Raw genomic sequence first — 13,731 nt, 5'->3', positions numbered from 1 at the left:
AGGTTCGGAGTTTTTGAGTGACACGATTTGTCCTGCTCACCGGACCTGGACGTGTCCGCCTGCGCGCATCGGCGTGAGCTGATCATGCGCATCGCTTTGCTGTCGTACCGGAGCAAGACCCATTGCGGAGGGCAAGGGGTCTACGTCCGGCACCTGTCTCGCGGCCTCGTCGAGCTCGGCCATGACGTCGAGGTGTTCTCGGGACAGCCTTACCCCGGCGGCCTTGATCCCCGGGTCCGCCTGACCAAGGTGCCGAGCCTGGATCTCTACCGCGAACCGGACCCGTTCCGCATCCCGTGGCCCAGCGAGATCAAGACGAGCATCGATCTGCGCGAGCTGTTGGCGACCTGGACCGCGGGATTCCCCGAGCCCAAGACCTTCAGCCTGCGGGCCGCCCGCGCGCTCGCCGAGCGCCTCGACGACTTCGACGTGGTCCACGACAACCAGTGTCTCGGCACCGGTCTGCTCAAGATCGCCGAGCGTGGCATGCCGGTCGTCGCGACAGTGCATCATCCGATCACCCGAGACCGCGTTCTGGACGTGTCGGCGGCACCGTGGTGGCGCAAGCCCCTCGTGCGGCGCTGGTACGGCTTCGCCGAGATGCAGAAGGACGTCGCGCGGCGCATCCCCGAGCTGCTGACCGTGTCATCGACGTCGGCCGCCGACATCGCCCAGGACTTCGGGGTGTCGCCCGATCAGCTACACGTCGTGCCCCTCGGCGTGGACACCGAACTGTTCAAGCCGTCCGAGCGACGGGTGCGCAACCGCATCATCGCGATCGCGAGTGCCGACGTGCCGCTCAAGGGCGTTGCGCATCTGCTGAACGCCGTCGCACGGCTACGGGTTGAGCGTGACCTCGAACTTCAGCTCGTCGCCAAGCTCGAACCCAATGGGCCGACCGAGAAGCTGATCGCCGAACTGGGCATCTCCGACATCGTCCACAGTTCGAGCGGGGTTACCGACGCCGAGCTCGCCGACCTGCTGGCATCTGCCGAAGTTGCCTGTATCCCTTCGCTTTACGAGGGCTTCTCGCTGCCTGCGGTAGAGGCGATGGCCAGTGGAACACCGATTGTCGCGAGCCGTGCGGGAGCGCTGCCCGAGGTGGTCGGCGCCGACGGCGAATGCGCTCGGCTCGTCACGCCGGCCGACGTCGACGAGTTGACCAGAGTGCTGGGCGAACTGCTCGACTCGCCGATGGAGCTGCGTCGGCTCGGCGAGAACGGCCGTCGGCGCGCCGTCGATGTATTCAGCTGGGAATCCGTTGCCGCGCAGACGGTTGCGGTGTATGAGCAAGCACGTGAGCGAGTTGCGAAATGTTGACCGTCGACTACGACCGGCTTGGCGTCGGCAAGGGCACCAAGGTGATCGACGTCGGCTGTGGCGCCGGTAGACACACCTTCGAGGCGTACCGACGCGGTGCCGACGTGATCGGTTTCGATCAGAGCGTCACCGATCTCAACGACGTCGACGAGATCCTGCAGGCCATGAAGGACAAGGGCGAGGCGCCCGCATCGGCGACCGCACAGGCGGTCAAGGGCGATGCGCTGGAATTGCCTTACGCCGACGGCACTTTCGACTGCGTGATCGCCTCGGAGATCCTCGAGCACGTGCCCGAGGACGACCGCGCGATCGCAGAACTTGTCCGTGTGCTCAAACCTGGTGGCTCGCTGGCGATCACGGTGCCACGTTGGCTGCCCGAGAAGCTGTGCTGGATCCTTTCCGACGAGTACCACGCCAACGAGGGCGGGCACATCCGGATCTACAAGGCCGACGAGCTACGTGACAAAGTGCTAGCCCATGGCCTGCGGCTCACCGATACCCACCACGCGCATGCGCTGCACGCCCCCTACTGGTGGCTGAAATGCGCTGTCGGAACCGAGAAGTCGGATCACCCCGCGGTGGTCGCGTATCACAAATTGCTGGTGTGGGACATGATGAGCCGGCCGTGGCTCACGCGGACGGCGGAGTCGGTGCTCAACCCCCTGATCGGCAAGAGCGTCGCGATGTACTTCGAGAAGCCGGTGGTTTGACGTTGACTCGTGACGTTCCCGGAGTGCGCGGCATCCTGACGCCTGCGCAGTGCCGCCAGACCGCCCGGTCGATTGCCGAGACGCAAGAGTCGACGGGTGCGATTCCGTGGTTCGAAGGCGGCCACACCGATCCGTGGGATCACGTCGAGAATGCGATGGCGCTCACGGCGGCAGGACTTCTCGAGCCCGCACGCGCGGCGTTCGAGTGGTGCCGCAGGACGCAGCGGGCCGACGGCTCATGGCCGATCCAGTTCCGCAACGGCGTCATCGAGGACTCCAACAGCGACAGCAACTTCTGCGCCTACATCGCAACAGGCGTCTGGCACCACGTACTGATCACCCGTGACCGACGATTCGCCGAGACGATGTGGCCCGTGGTCACGAAGGCAGTCGACTTCGTACTCGGCATGCAGCTCAATGGCGGCGAAATCTCCTGGGCCAGAAGCCCTAACGGACTGGAGCCCGAGGCGCTGCTGACCGGGTGCTCGAGCATTTACCACAGCCTGCGGTGTGCTCTGGCGCTCGCGGACTACTTCAACGATCCGCAGCCGGAGTGGGAGCTGGCCGTCGGCCGCCTTGGCCATGTGATCGCCGAGCATCCGGACGCCTTCGTCACCAAGGACCGGTGGTCGATGGAGTGGTACTACCCGGTGCTTGGGGGCGCGTTGCGCGGCGCTGCCGCGCGGTCGCGCATCGACGAACGGTGGGACGACTTCGTGGTCGACGGCCTCGGTATCCGTTGCGTCGACGACAGGCCGTGGGTCACCGGAGCCGAAACCTGTGAGCTGGTAATGGCATTGGATGCGATCGGCGACAGGGCGCGCGCACATCAGCAGTTCGAGGCGATGCACCATCTGCGTGAAGAGGACGGCTCCTATTGGACCGGTCTGGTCTATGCCGACGGTAAGCGGTGGCCGGTGGAGCGCACCACGTGGACCGGCGGAGCGATGATCCTCGCGGCCGATGCGCTGTCACGAACGACCGCGGCCAACGGCATCTTCCGAGGCGTGGATCTGCCACGGGGCCTCGAAGGCGAGTACGACTGCGAGTGTGCGACCAGCGACCGCTAGCCGCCTCACGACGACGACAGCACCTCCAATTCGGTCCAGTATCTCTGGGCGCCGCCATGCCATTCGTCGTGGCGGCGATGAAACAACGCGGCCGCCTCAGGGCCAGGCCAGTCGTGATCGAGCAGTTCACGTGGAAGCCCAGGGTCCAGGAAGGGAAATCGTCGCCACGCATGGACCAACCGCACTTGCGCTTGGAATGCCTCGACCGGTGTGGTGGCGCGCAGCTTGCCGAAGGTGGTGAGGAACTCCGCGTAGCGCTCTTCTACTTCGCCCAGGTTCCACGCGTCCCCGATGAGTGACTCGGTTTTGCCGACGGAGGCGAGCTTGCCCGTCCAGGCGAACGCCCGTCCCTCGAGGCCGAGGTCGTCGATGATCGTTGCGACCTCGCCGACCTTGCTCACGTCCGGGAGAATCCAGATCCCTGGGCTGGGAGAGCCCATCCCCAGCCACGTTAGCCGCGTGCGCAACCGGTGACGCAGTCGCCGCTGCGTCTCCGGGATGCCGACAGAGAGGACGAGCCACTCGCCGTCCCACGGCGGCGCGTCCGTCAGAAAGCCGTAGATGCGCCGGGCGCCCTCCGAAAGGAGCCGAGTTCCGGGTTGCGTGATATGCCACGACACTCGGCGCCCCGACTTCTCAGACTCCAGGACTCCGTGGGCCGCCGACCGTGCGATTGCTTGGCGAGCGGCCTTCTCCTCGATTCCGAGAACTCCGAGGCTCGACACCAACGTCGCCGTCCAGACAGCGGCCCCGCGAGGGCGCACGAACTCGCCGAGGATCGTGAGCAGGAGGCTGCGCGCACTCGACCCCACCTCCCGGCGCTCGGACCCCGCGAGCGCAGCGTCGTCCCCGGCGAGGTGCTCGGCGGCCGTCATGGCCCCATCCTTTCGTACTTGATGCGCTGTTCCCGCTAAGAGTGCATCACAACGCTGACCACCGACGCACGAGTTGAGCCGCGACGGTTCAACTGCGCAGCGCTGATCCCCTGTAGAGGACTATCCGTCGCCGACCATAGGGGCGGCACCCTATCGCTTCAAATATGCCACATTAGTATTGCGTTCGTCGGATATAGTGTAGAACATTTAAGGACAGATTCTGGAGGCAGTGTGGCGGTTGACGAGACACGAACAGGCGCAGCGCCTGCCCCCAGGGGGCCGCTGAGCAAGATCGACTACGGCGAACGCATCCCGAACAACGTGAACCTGTCGGCCGACCGTCGGCTGCAGCGGGCACTCGAGGGATGGCAACCGAAGTTCCTGCAATGGTGGAAGTCGCTCGGTCCTGAACTTCCTACGAAAGACGTCTATCTACGGACCGCGATCGCCGTCGGGCGGGATGGCTGGGCCCATTTCGCCCATGTCCCGATGAACGAGTATCGCTGGGGCATCTTCCTCGCCGAACGCGAAGGCGACCGAACGATCGGATTCGGGAAGCACAAGGGCGAGCCGGCGTGGCAGGAGGTGCCCGGTGAATACCGTGCCGAGCTGATGCGACTGATCATCGTTCAGGGAGACACCGAACCGGCATCCGTCGAACAGCAGCGCATCCTCGGCCGAAGCGCACCCAGTCTCTACGACCTCCGAAACCTGTTCCAGGTCAACGTCGAAGAGGGACGCCACCTGTGGGCGATGGTGTACCTACTGCACGCATACTTCGGTCGGGACGGCAGAGACGAGGCCGAGCAGCTACTCAAGCGAAATTCCGGCGATGTGAACACGCCGCGAATTCTCGGTGCGTTCAACGAGAAGACGACCGACTGGCTGCAGTTCTTCATGTTCACCTATTTCACCGACCGGGACGGCAAGTATCAGCTCGGAACGTTGAAGGAATCGGCGTTCGATCCCTTGGCGCGGACCTGCGAGTTCATGCTCAAGGAAGAAGCCCACCACATGTTCGTCGGAACCACCGGAGTGCAGCGCACGGTCGAGCGCACTGCGGAGTTGATGGCGGCGCACGGCTCGGACAAGGTCTTCGAGCACGGCGGTATCCCGCTCCCAGTCATTCAGAAGTATCTGAACGCGCAGTTCTCCGTGTCGATGGACCTGTTCGGGTCCGAGCAGTCGTCCAATGCCGCCGCGTACTACACCGGCGGACTGAAGGGACGTTGGCAGGAGACCCGGCGCCAGGATGACCACATCCTGGCGAACGCCGCCTACCCGGCCCGAACGGTGACAGGCGGCCGCATCACCGAGGAGTCGGTGCCGTACCTCAATGCTCTCAATCTGGACCTACGCGACGAGTATGTCGCCGATTGCCGCAACGGTGTACGCCGATGGAACCAGGCGCTCGAGAACGCGGGCCGCCAAGAGCGACTGGTTCTCCCGCACGAGGGCTTCAATCGAAGCATCGGCAACTACGCCGGGCATTTCATCTCACCGGATGGCGACGTACTGACGGCCGCGGACTGGAATCGCCGCGAGGACGACTGGCTGCCGACCGATGAGGACCGGTCCCGTGTTGCCGACCTGATGGTGGCGCACTACCAGCCCGGTGAGTTCGCTGGTTGGATCGCGCCGCCGAAGACCGGAATCAACGACCAGCCAGTGGAATTCGATTACGTGCACCTACGTGACGAAGCCCTGGCCTGAGGAGACGGTCATGACCGCTGCCACGACTGCACCCGCGATACGGGGCGATACCCCCACCGTCGCGTTCACGACCGAACCGTCCGAATATCGTCACTGGCGGTTGGCGACCGACGGGCCGATCGCGACGCTTACGCTCGCCGTGGACGCGCACGCCGGGATCGTCGCCGGGTACGAGCTCAAGATGAACTCGTACGACCTGGGCGTCGATATCGAACTCTACGACGCCGTCCAGCGCCTGCGATTCGAGCATCCGGAAGTGAAGGCCGTCGTGCTGACCGGCGGAATGGACCGGATGTTCTGCGCAGGGGCCAACATCCGGATGCTCGCGCAGTCACCACACACATGGAAGGTGAACTTCTGCAAGTTCACCAACGAAACCCGCAACGGCATCGAGGACGCGACCGAGTGCTCCGGTCAGACCTATATCGCTGCGCTCAATGGCACGGCGGCCGGTGGCGGATATGAACTGGCGCTGGCGTGCAGCCAGATCGTCTTGGTCGACGACGGTTCATCTGCGATATCCCTTCCCGAGGTTCCGTTGCTGGGCGTCCTACCGGGCACCGGCGGGTTGACGCGGGTGGTCGACAAACGCAAGGTGCGCAAGGACCGTGCGGATGCGTTTGCGACGAAATCAGAAGGAGTGCGCGGGGATACCGCCGTCGAGTGGGGACTCATAGATGAAACGGTGCCTCCGGCGTGCTTTGATGCACGAGTTCAGGCGATCGCCGAGAACGCTACCGAAAGCTCATCACGACCCGACGATCGTCAGGGCGTGGCCCTGACGCCGCTGGCCCGACGGACCGAGGGCGACGCGATCGTCTACCGGTACGTTCGGGCGACGCTGCACCGTGCGGAGCGTCGCGTCGACATCGTCGTGTCGGCGCCTGATTCGGCGCCGCCACCCGACGCCCGCGGAGTCACCTCAGCAGGTGCGGACTACTGGCCGTTGGCGCTCACCCGCGAGCTGGATGACGTGATCCTGCACCTGCGAACAAACGAAATCGAGTTGGGTACCTGGGTGTTCCGCGTCGTCGGCGACTGCGATCGGGTACGAGCATATGATCGGCAACTTCGCGAGCTCGCGGATGACTGGTTCGTCAACGAGGTGATCCACTACTACAAGCGGACACTCAAGCGGCTGGATGTGACGAGCCGCAGCCTTTTCGCGGTGGTCGAGCCGGGCAGTGCCTACGTCGGGTTTCTTTTGGAGCTGGCATTGGCCAGTGACCGCCAATACATGCTGGAGGGGATCTACGAGGATGCCGAGCCGGACGCATCTCCCGCCGCGCTCGAAGTGAGCGAATCGAATTTCGGCGCGTTTCCCATGGGCAACGGGCTGACGCGGATGGAGTCCCGTTTCTATGGCCATCCCGAACTCCTCGCCGCCATCGCCGACCGAATCGATGAACCCCTGTCTGCGGATGTCGCCGGACGGCTCGGATTGGTCACGTCTGTTCTCGACGACATCGACTTCGGCGAGGAGCTTCGCATCATCCTCGAAGAGCGGGCGGCGCTGTCGCCCGACGCGTTGACGGGCATGGAAGCCAATCACCGGTTCGTCGGGCCCGAAACCCAGGAGTCAAAGATCTTCGGTCGACTGACTGCCTGGCAGAACTGGATCTTCGTGCGGCCCAACGCTGCCGGCCCCGACGGTGCGTTGAGGCGATACGGTACCGGCGCACGCGCAAGCTACGACACCGAGCGGGTGTGAACACGATGGACTTTTTCAACGCCGCCGACTTCCTGGTACACCGACAGGTACGGGAGGGAATCGGCGACAAGGTAGCGCTGATCGGCTCTCACACGCGGACCTACCGCGAGCTCTCCGACGATGTGGCACGACTCGCCGGTGGACTCCGCGCACTCGGGTTGCGCCCCAACGACCGGGTCGTGATGGTGATGAGCGACGGTGTCGAGATGGCCACCGCGATACTGGCCACCTTCCACGCAGGTCTGATTGCGGTGCCTGCGTCGACGATGCTGACCGGCGGAGAACTCGAGCAGATACTGCGCGACGCAGGCGCACGGGCGGTCATCGCCACCGGGGAGTATGTCGAGGCGGTGCTGCCCGGTGTCGAATCCTGTAGTGACATAGGGAACCTCGTCGTCATCGATGCCGAGGCAGACCTGATGTTCAGGCCACTCCGTGCCGATCTGCGAGTCCATTTGTGGGCAGATCTGCTCGATGACCCGCAGGTCCCCGCCCTGACAGAACCTGACACCGCTGCGTTGTGGCTCTACACCTCCGGCACCACGGGTAAGCCGAAGGCGGCCATGCATCGCCATGCCAACATCCGTCATGTATACGAATCCTTCGGCCGCCGAACCCTGAACATCCGGCAGGAGGACCGGTGTCTGTCGGTGGCGAAGATGTTTTTCGCATACGGCATCGGCAACAGCTTGTTCTTCCCGCTCGCGGCGGGCGGTACCGCGGTCCTGCAACCTCTGCGGCCCACTCCCGACTCGATGCGCGAGCGGATGGTCTCAACCGCGCCGAGCCTGTTCTTCGCGGTGCCGACGTTCTACTCGAGCCTGGTGCAGTCCGAGTTGCCCGACGATTCGTTCGCGTCGGTACGTCTGTGCGTTTCGGCCGGTGAAGTGTTGCCGGTCGCCGTCCACAGTCAGTTCAAGAATCGCTTCGGGGTCGACATCCTCGACGGAATCGGCTCCACCGAGGCGCTGCACATATTCCTATCGAATCGTCCTGATGACATTCAACCCGGCACTACGGGCAAGCCGGTCCCTGGCTACCAGATCGAGGTCAGGGACGACGAAGGACGTACCGTCGCGCCCGGGGTACCCGGCGACCTGTACGTCTGCGGTGAGTCGATCGCTGCCGGCTACTGGCAGCGACCCGAGGCCAATCAGGCTGTCTTCCAAGGAGGATGGCTTCGAACCGGCGATACCTATGTCATCGACGAGTCCGGCTACTATCGATGTCTCGGACGGTCCAACGACCTCCTGAAGGCCGGCGGCATCTGGGTTGCACCCGCCGAAGTCGAGGGTCGCCTGCTCGAACACCCGTCGGTCGCCGAAGCTGCGGTCGTCGGCGCTCCCGGCGAGGACGGAATCGACAAGCCGGTAGCGCTGGTTGTCCGCGTCCCCGGCCACGACGACGTCGGCGCTGCCGAACTGATCGAATGGTGTCGCAGGGGTCTGGCCGCCTTCAAACTGCCGCGCGCTGTTGAATTCTCCACCGAGTTGCCCAAGACCGCGACCGGAAAACTGCAGCGCTATCGCGTGAGAGAGATGATGGCCCACGTCGTGACGCCGCGGGTTGCGCAGTGACGACGTACGACGTAGACCTGCTCGTCGTAGGAGCCGGTCCGGTGGGCCTGTATGGGACCTACTACGCCGGCGTCCGTGGGCTTCACACGGCCGTCATCGACTCGTCGACCGAACCCGGCGGGCAAGTCACCGCGATGTATCCGGAAAAGCAGATCTATGACGTCGCAGGCTTTTCCGCAGTCAAGGGACGTGACCTCGTCGACGCACTGGGTGAGCAAGCCGCATCTGCCGGCGCCACCTACCTGCTGGGCCAAGAGGCCCGACATCTCACCACCGGCGCTGATCTCCGGCATATCATCACGACCAGCACTGGTGACGAGATCCGTTGCGGGGCAGTGGTCATCACAGCCGGTATCGGGGCATTCGAGCCGCGCAAACTCGCCGCCGGCGAGGACTACCTCGGCAACGGACTCGAGTATTTCGTTCCCGACCCGGAACCGTACGACGACCTCGACGTGGTCATCGTCGGCGGTGGTGACTCCGCGCTCGACTGGGCGCTGATGCTCGAAGACATCGCGGCATCCGTCACCGTCGTGCACCGGCGAAACTCATTCCGTGCCCACGCGTCGACCGTGATGCAGGTCGAGAGGTCCACGGTGAGTCTCGTTACCGATGCCGAGGTACGGTCGATCGGCGGCAATGGGGCGATCACCCATGCTGACGTAGCCATCAAGGGGTACAGCGAGATTCGTCGGCTCTACTGCCAGCGAGTGATTGCGGCGCTCGGTTTCGTAGCGAGCATGGGGCCGCTGCGGGACTGGGGGTTGACGCTGCGTGACAACCGGCACATCGTAGTCGACTCCGCGATGCGGACCGCGCGGGACGGCATCTTCGCCGCCGGGGATGTCGTGGACTACGACGGCAAAGTCCGGCTCATCTCCACCGGTTTCGGTGAGGTGGCGACAGCGGTGAACAACGCTGCCGTACACATTCACCCAGACGCGCAACTCTTCCCCGGACATTCCACCGACGACGCGGGGGGTCGGCGATGCCGTACGTGATCGCCGGTCCGTGCATCGATGTCATGGACCGGTCGTGCATTGAGGAGTGCCCGGTCGACTGCATCTACGAGGGGGAGCGGAAGCTCTACATCAATCCCGCCGAATGCATCGATTGCGGTGCCTGCGAACCGGTCTGCCCGGTCGAGGCCATCAGCCAGGACCGGCGGGTGCCCGCTGGGGACTCCTCGTTCATCGAGGACAACCGGCAGTTCTTCGTCAATGTCCTACCCGGGCGCGACGCACCGATCGGGTCGCCGGGCGGCGCGAGTGGGATGGGGCCCGTCGGTGTGGACACCGCACTCGTAGCTCAGCGACGACCAGCGTGACTTCCGTTGCGCCTCAGATCGTCTCGCCGGGCACGCCGGACACGCGTTCGAGCACCCTCATCGACCCGGTCGCCGGGACCTCGCGGAAGTCGCCGGTGTCGAGCGCACGGCGGTAGACGTGATACGGCGCCTGGCCGCCGTCGTCCGGATTCGGGAACACGTCGTGGATGATCAGCGCGCCGCCGACCTCAACCCACCGGACCCAGCCGTCGAAGTCGCGCTGCGCGGCCTCTTCGGTGTGGCCGCCGTCGATGAACAACAGCCGCAACGGTGTTCGCCAACCGCGCGCCACCGTCGTCGACCGCCCGACCACCGCGACGACGTGGTCGTCCACCCCGGCCGCGTCGAGGGTGTGCCGCAACGTCGGCAGCGTGTCGAACAGTCCGGTCACCGGATCCACCATCGATTCGTCGTGGTACTCCCAGCCCGCCTGGTGCTCTTCGGAACCGTGGTGGTGGTCGATCGTGTAGACGACCCCGCCACTCTGCTGGGCCGCCGCGCCGAGCATCACCGTCGACTTGCCGCAGTACGTGCCGATCTCCACGCCGACGCCGTCCTTCAGGTAGCGGACAGCGGTGTCGTACAGCGTGCGACCTTCGTCGGCGGGCATGAAACCGATCACCTCGTCGGCAAGTGCGAACAGGCGTGCGGCGGCCTCGGGGAGTTCGGTGTCAGCACCCTCAGACAGGGCAGTGTTGGTAGTGCTCATGGGGACCAACCTACCGTTGCTGGTCAATGGCAGTTGTAGTAGCGTCCGGACATGTGTCCGACACGGCGCTGGAGGCGACTCGGCGCCGTCTGACCGCCAAGCAGGCCGACACCGTCGATCGTCTGGGCAGGGCCGCGGTCGAACTCCTCTGCCGAGATGGTTTCACCGGTCTGACCGTACGTCGGGTGGCGGCAGAGGCCGGCGTGGGTGCGGCCACCGCCTATACCTACTTCTCGTCCAAGGAGCACCTGGTCGCCGAGGTGTTCTGGCGCCGTCTCGTCGCCTCGCCTCCGGCGAATCATGACTCCGGCGACCCGGCCACGCGCGTCACCGAGGTTCTGCGCCACATCGCACTCCTGGTTGCCGACGAACCCGAATTCGCTTGTGCGGTAACCAATGCTCTGCTCGGCAGGGATGCCGATGTCGAGGTGTTGCGCCAGCGCATCGGGCGCGACATTCGCGACCGGCTGTCCGCTGCGCTGGGGCCCGACATCGATCCTGAGGTCGTCGACGCGCTGGAGATGCTGTACTCCGGTGCACTCGTCCGCGCCGGAATGGGCTACGCGTCGTATGCGGAGATCGCCCACAGGCTGGAGAAATCCGCGCGGCTGATGCTGAGTTAGCGCGGGCCGAGGATCGCCGTCGACGCGGTGATGGCCGGCTCGACGATGCCCTGCACGTCGTGGCCCGCTTCGACGAACAGCGCGGTCAGCTCACGCAGACCACCCAGCAGGATCAGCGCCAGCGGCCGGGAGAGCGGTGAGATCTGAGCGCGCCGGAAGCCTGGGCTGTCACTGAGATCGACCAGCATGTCGGTGAGGTGTTCCATGGCCTGCCGATGCAGCGGCTGGGCCACCGCGCCCAGTGCGGGAAGCTCGCGGATCCAGCTCAGTGTGATCGCCGGCCGCGCGCCGATGTGGTCGACATATGCGCCGACGGCTTGGCGGATCTGGTCCTCCCAGTCCGCCTCCGGGTTGACGGCATTGCGGATGTTGGTGATCAGGGTGTCGTTGTTCCGGCGGAGCAGCTCGATCAGGCAGTCTTCCTTGCTGGCGAACTGTGCGTAGAACGTGCGCTTCGAGGTGCGGGCGTGTCGGACGATGTCTGCCACGGTGCTGTCGCGGAAGCCGCGCTCGACGATCGATGCGGCCATGCCGTCGAGTAAGCGGTCCCGGAACGGGTCGGCGGTGTCGGCGGAATCGAGTTGTTCGACTGCGGTCGACATGTCACCTCCCTCGGGACCCTTGCATGCAGCTGGTACCAACCGGTACCGTACTACACAAAGCTGCGGTACACCGTAGTACCAGTCCGCCGCAGTGCCAAGAAGACTGTTGTCTTAATGAGATGGCTGGGAGTGCGCCATGAACGAGCAGGGGACGGCGATCGCCGAGAGACCAGTCGCCACGGCCGGCACAGTCAAGATGCCACCGGGTCCCCGGCTGCCCAAGCTGGTGCAGGGCATCGGCTATGCCCTCTCGCGCAACCGGGTGTACGAGCGCATCGCCCGCCGCCACGGCGACGTGTTCACCATGAACCTGCCGATGTTCGGCAGCACGGTCATCGTGGCCAACCCGCAGCTGGCCAAGCAGTTGTTCACCGCAAGCACCGACGATGTCGGCAACATCCAGCCCAACCTGTCCAGAGTGCTCGGCAGCGGCTCGGTGTTCGCGCTCGACGGCGCCGACCACCGTCTGCGCCGCAAGCTGCTGACTCCGCCGTTCCACGGCAAGAGCATCAAGAACTACGAAAAAATCTTCGAAGAGGAGACGCTGCGCGAATCGGCGAATTGGCCGGAAGGCCAGGCATTCCCGACGCTCGAGCCAATGATGCGCAGCACCCTCAATGCCATCCTGCGCGCGGTGTTCGGCGCCGACGGCGAACAGCTCGACGAGCTGCGGCGCATCATCCCGCCCTGGGTCACGCTCGGGTCGCGGCTGGCAGTGGTGCCGACACCGACACGAGACTATGGCCGGTTCAGTCCCTGGGGCAGGCTCGCCGAATACCGGCGCCAGTACGACGACGTCATCGGCGGGCTGATCGACCACGTCAGAGCCGACCCGAACCTGGACAGTCGCGACGACGTGCTCGCACTGCTTCTCCGCAGTACCTATGACGACGGCTCGCAGATGTCGCGCAGTGACATCGGCGACGAGTTGTTGACACTGTTGGCCGCCGGGCACGAAACGACCGCCTCCACCCTCGGATGGGCGTTCGAGCGCGTCGTCCGTCATCCACGGGTCTTGGCCAAGCTGGTCGACGAGGCGGCCACCGATGACAACGAGTACCGGCAGGCCACCATCCTGGAGGTGCAGCGCGCCCGCACCGTCATCGACTTCGCGGGCCGACGCGTCTATGCGCCGACTTTCCAGCTCGGCGACTGGGTGATCCCGCGGGGAACCTCGATCGTGGTCGCGATAGCGCAGTTGCACAACCGCGACGAGGACTTTTCCGCGCCGGATCGGTTCGATCCCCAGCGGTACATCGACACTCGGCCGCCGACATTCGCGTTCGTGCCGTTCGGCGGCGGTACCCGGCGTTGCGTCGGTGCGGTGTTCGCGAATGTCGAGATGGATGTGGTGCTGCGAACAGTATTGCGGCACTTCGTGATCGATACGACGACCGCATCCGATGAGAAGCCGCACTCGCGCGGTGTGGCCTTCACCCCCAAGGACGGCGGCCGCATCATCGTGCACCGCCGCGAGACCCCACTGGGTTAGGA

Annotated in this window: 13 protein-coding genes; 10 read left to right on the top strand and 3 right to left on the bottom strand. The window is 65.0% G+C overall.

Annotation, left to right across the window (positions count from 1 at the left end; all coding sequences use genetic code 11):
• Positions 1-84: 84 nt before the first annotated feature.
• Genes manT through mmpH form a run of 3 tightly spaced genes read left to right on the top strand, consistent with a single transcriptional unit; the run spans position 85 to position 3,100 of the window.
• Positions 85-1,320: an MMP alpha-(1->4)-mannosyltransferase gene (gene manT, locus CSQ99_RS18380; protein ID WP_099040497.1), complete on the top strand. Its 1,236-nt coding sequence runs from the start codon at positions 85-87 to the stop codon at positions 1,318-1,320.
• Positions 1,314-2,030 carry a class I SAM-dependent methyltransferase gene (locus CSQ99_RS18375; RefSeq protein ID WP_099040440.1) on the top strand — a complete coding sequence of 239 codons (717 nt, stop codon included), beginning with the start codon at positions 1,314-1,316 and terminating at the stop codon, positions 2,028-2,030. The genes manT and CSQ99_RS18375 overlap by 7 nt, the downstream gene beginning before the upstream one ends.
• Positions 2,027-3,100, top strand: coding sequence for an MMP endo-(1,4)-3-O-methyl-alpha-D-mannosidase (gene mmpH, locus CSQ99_RS18370; RefSeq protein WP_245908981.1), 1,074 nt, complete (start codon positions 2,027-2,029; stop codon positions 3,098-3,100). The genes CSQ99_RS18375 and mmpH overlap by 4 nt, the downstream gene beginning before the upstream one ends.
• Positions 3,101-3,105: 5 nt before the next feature.
• Here the strand turns inward: mmpH and CSQ99_RS18365 are convergent, their stop codons facing one another.
• Positions 3,106-3,975 carry a PaaX family transcriptional regulator gene (locus tag CSQ99_RS18365; RefSeq protein WP_099040438.1) on the bottom strand — a complete coding sequence of 290 codons (870 nt, stop codon included), beginning with the start codon at positions 3,973-3,975 and terminating at the stop codon, positions 3,106-3,108.
• 231 nt (positions 3,976-4,206) lie between these two features.
• Here CSQ99_RS18365 and boxB point away from each other — a divergent pair, with 231 nt between their 5' ends.
• The 5 genes from boxB to fdxA are packed head-to-tail and all read left to right on the top strand — an operon-like array spanning position 4,207 to position 10,303.
• Positions 4,207-5,688, top strand: a complete 1,482-nt coding sequence (gene boxB, locus CSQ99_RS18360; RefSeq protein ID WP_218014600.1) for a benzoyl-CoA 2,3-epoxidase subunit BoxB — start codon at positions 4,207-4,209, stop codon at positions 5,686-5,688.
• Positions 5,689-5,698: 10 nt separating this feature from the next.
• Positions 5,699-7,399, top strand: a complete 1,701-nt coding sequence (gene boxC / locus CSQ99_RS18355) for a 2,3-epoxybenzoyl-CoA dihydrolase (protein ID WP_099040495.1) — start codon at positions 5,699-5,701, stop codon at positions 7,397-7,399.
• A 5-nt stretch (positions 7,400-7,404) separates the two neighbouring features.
• Positions 7,405-8,976 carry a benzoate-CoA ligase family protein gene (locus tag CSQ99_RS18350; RefSeq protein ID WP_099040494.1) on the top strand — a complete coding sequence of 524 codons (1,572 nt, stop codon included), beginning with the start codon at positions 7,405-7,407 and terminating at the stop codon, positions 8,974-8,976.
• Positions 8,973-9,977: an NAD(P)/FAD-dependent oxidoreductase gene (locus CSQ99_RS18345; RefSeq protein WP_099040437.1), complete on the top strand. Its 1,005-nt coding sequence runs from the start codon at positions 8,973-8,975 to the stop codon at positions 9,975-9,977. Before CSQ99_RS18350 ends, CSQ99_RS18345 begins: the two co-directional genes overlap by 4 nt.
• A complete protein-coding gene (gene fdxA / locus CSQ99_RS18340; RefSeq protein ID WP_099040436.1) occupies positions 9,965-10,303 on the top strand; it encodes a ferredoxin in 339 nt (112 codons plus the stop codon). Before CSQ99_RS18345 ends, fdxA begins: the two co-directional genes overlap by 13 nt.
• A gap of 13 nt (positions 10,304-10,316) precedes the next feature.
• Here the strand turns inward: fdxA and CSQ99_RS18335 are convergent, their stop codons facing one another.
• On the bottom strand, positions 10,317-11,012 hold the full coding sequence (locus CSQ99_RS18335) for a class I SAM-dependent methyltransferase (protein WP_099040435.1): 696 nt from the start codon (positions 11,010-11,012) through the stop codon (positions 10,317-10,319).
• A gap of 53 nt (positions 11,013-11,065) precedes the next feature.
• Between CSQ99_RS18335 and CSQ99_RS18330 the strand changes: the two genes are divergently transcribed.
• On the top strand, positions 11,066-11,635 hold the full coding sequence (locus tag CSQ99_RS18330) for a TetR/AcrR family transcriptional regulator (RefSeq protein ID WP_099040434.1): 570 nt from the start codon (positions 11,066-11,068) through the stop codon (positions 11,633-11,635).
• Here CSQ99_RS18330 and CSQ99_RS18325 read toward each other — a convergent pair.
• Entirely contained in the window at positions 11,632-12,237 is a 606-nt protein-coding gene (locus CSQ99_RS18325) for a TetR/AcrR family transcriptional regulator (protein WP_099040433.1), read from the bottom strand. The genes CSQ99_RS18330 and CSQ99_RS18325 overlap by 4 nt on opposite strands.
• A 136-nt stretch (positions 12,238-12,373) precedes the next feature.
• Between CSQ99_RS18325 and CSQ99_RS18320 the strand changes: the two genes are divergently transcribed.
• The gene (locus CSQ99_RS18320; protein WP_099040432.1) at positions 12,374-13,729 is read left to right on the top strand and encodes a cytochrome P450; all 1,356 of its coding nucleotides are present in this window, start codon (positions 12,374-12,376) and stop codon (positions 13,727-13,729) included.
• Positions 13,730-13,731: the final 2 nt, after the last annotated feature.

It is taken from the genome of Mycobacterium neglectum (genome assembly GCF_002591975.1).
In the GTDB taxonomy this organism is placed as follows: domain Bacteria; phylum Actinomycetota; class Actinomycetes; order Mycobacteriales; family Mycobacteriaceae; genus Mycobacterium; species Mycobacterium neglectum.
The sequence above is the reverse complement of the archived record's forward strand: the minus strand, read 5'-3'. Positions and strand labels throughout refer to the sequence as shown.

What these genes read in the sequence shown, in the direction of transcription:
- manT (WP_099040497.1), top strand. Translation starts at nt 85, where the DNA reads ATGCGCATCGCTTTGCTGTCGTACCGGAGCAAGACCCATTGCGGAGGG.
- CSQ99_RS18375 (WP_099040440.1), top strand. Translation starts at nt 1,314, where the DNA reads ATGTTGACCGTCGACTACGACCGGCTTGGCGTCGGCAAGGGCACCAAG.
- CSQ99_RS18365 (WP_099040438.1), bottom strand. Translation starts at nt 3,975, where the DNA reads ATGACGGCCGCCGAGCACCTCGCCGGGGACGACGCTGCGCTCGCGGGG.
- boxC (WP_099040495.1), top strand. Translation starts at nt 5,699, where the DNA reads ATGACCGCTGCCACGACTGCACCCGCGATACGGGGCGATACCCCCACC.
- CSQ99_RS18350 (WP_099040494.1), top strand. Translation starts at nt 7,405, where the DNA reads ATGGACTTTTTCAACGCCGCCGACTTCCTGGTACACCGACAGGTACGG.
- fdxA (WP_099040436.1), top strand. Translation starts at nt 9,965, where the DNA reads ATGCCGTACGTGATCGCCGGTCCGTGCATCGATGTCATGGACCGGTCG.
- CSQ99_RS18335 (WP_099040435.1), bottom strand. Translation starts at nt 11,012, where the DNA reads ATGAGCACTACCAACACTGCCCTGTCTGAGGGTGCTGACACCGAACTC.
- CSQ99_RS18325 (WP_099040433.1), bottom strand. Translation starts at nt 12,237, where the DNA reads ATGTCGACCGCAGTCGAACAACTCGATTCCGCCGACACCGCCGACCCG.
- CSQ99_RS18320 (WP_099040432.1), top strand. Translation starts at nt 12,374, where the DNA reads ATGAACGAGCAGGGGACGGCGATCGCCGAGAGACCAGTCGCCACGGCC.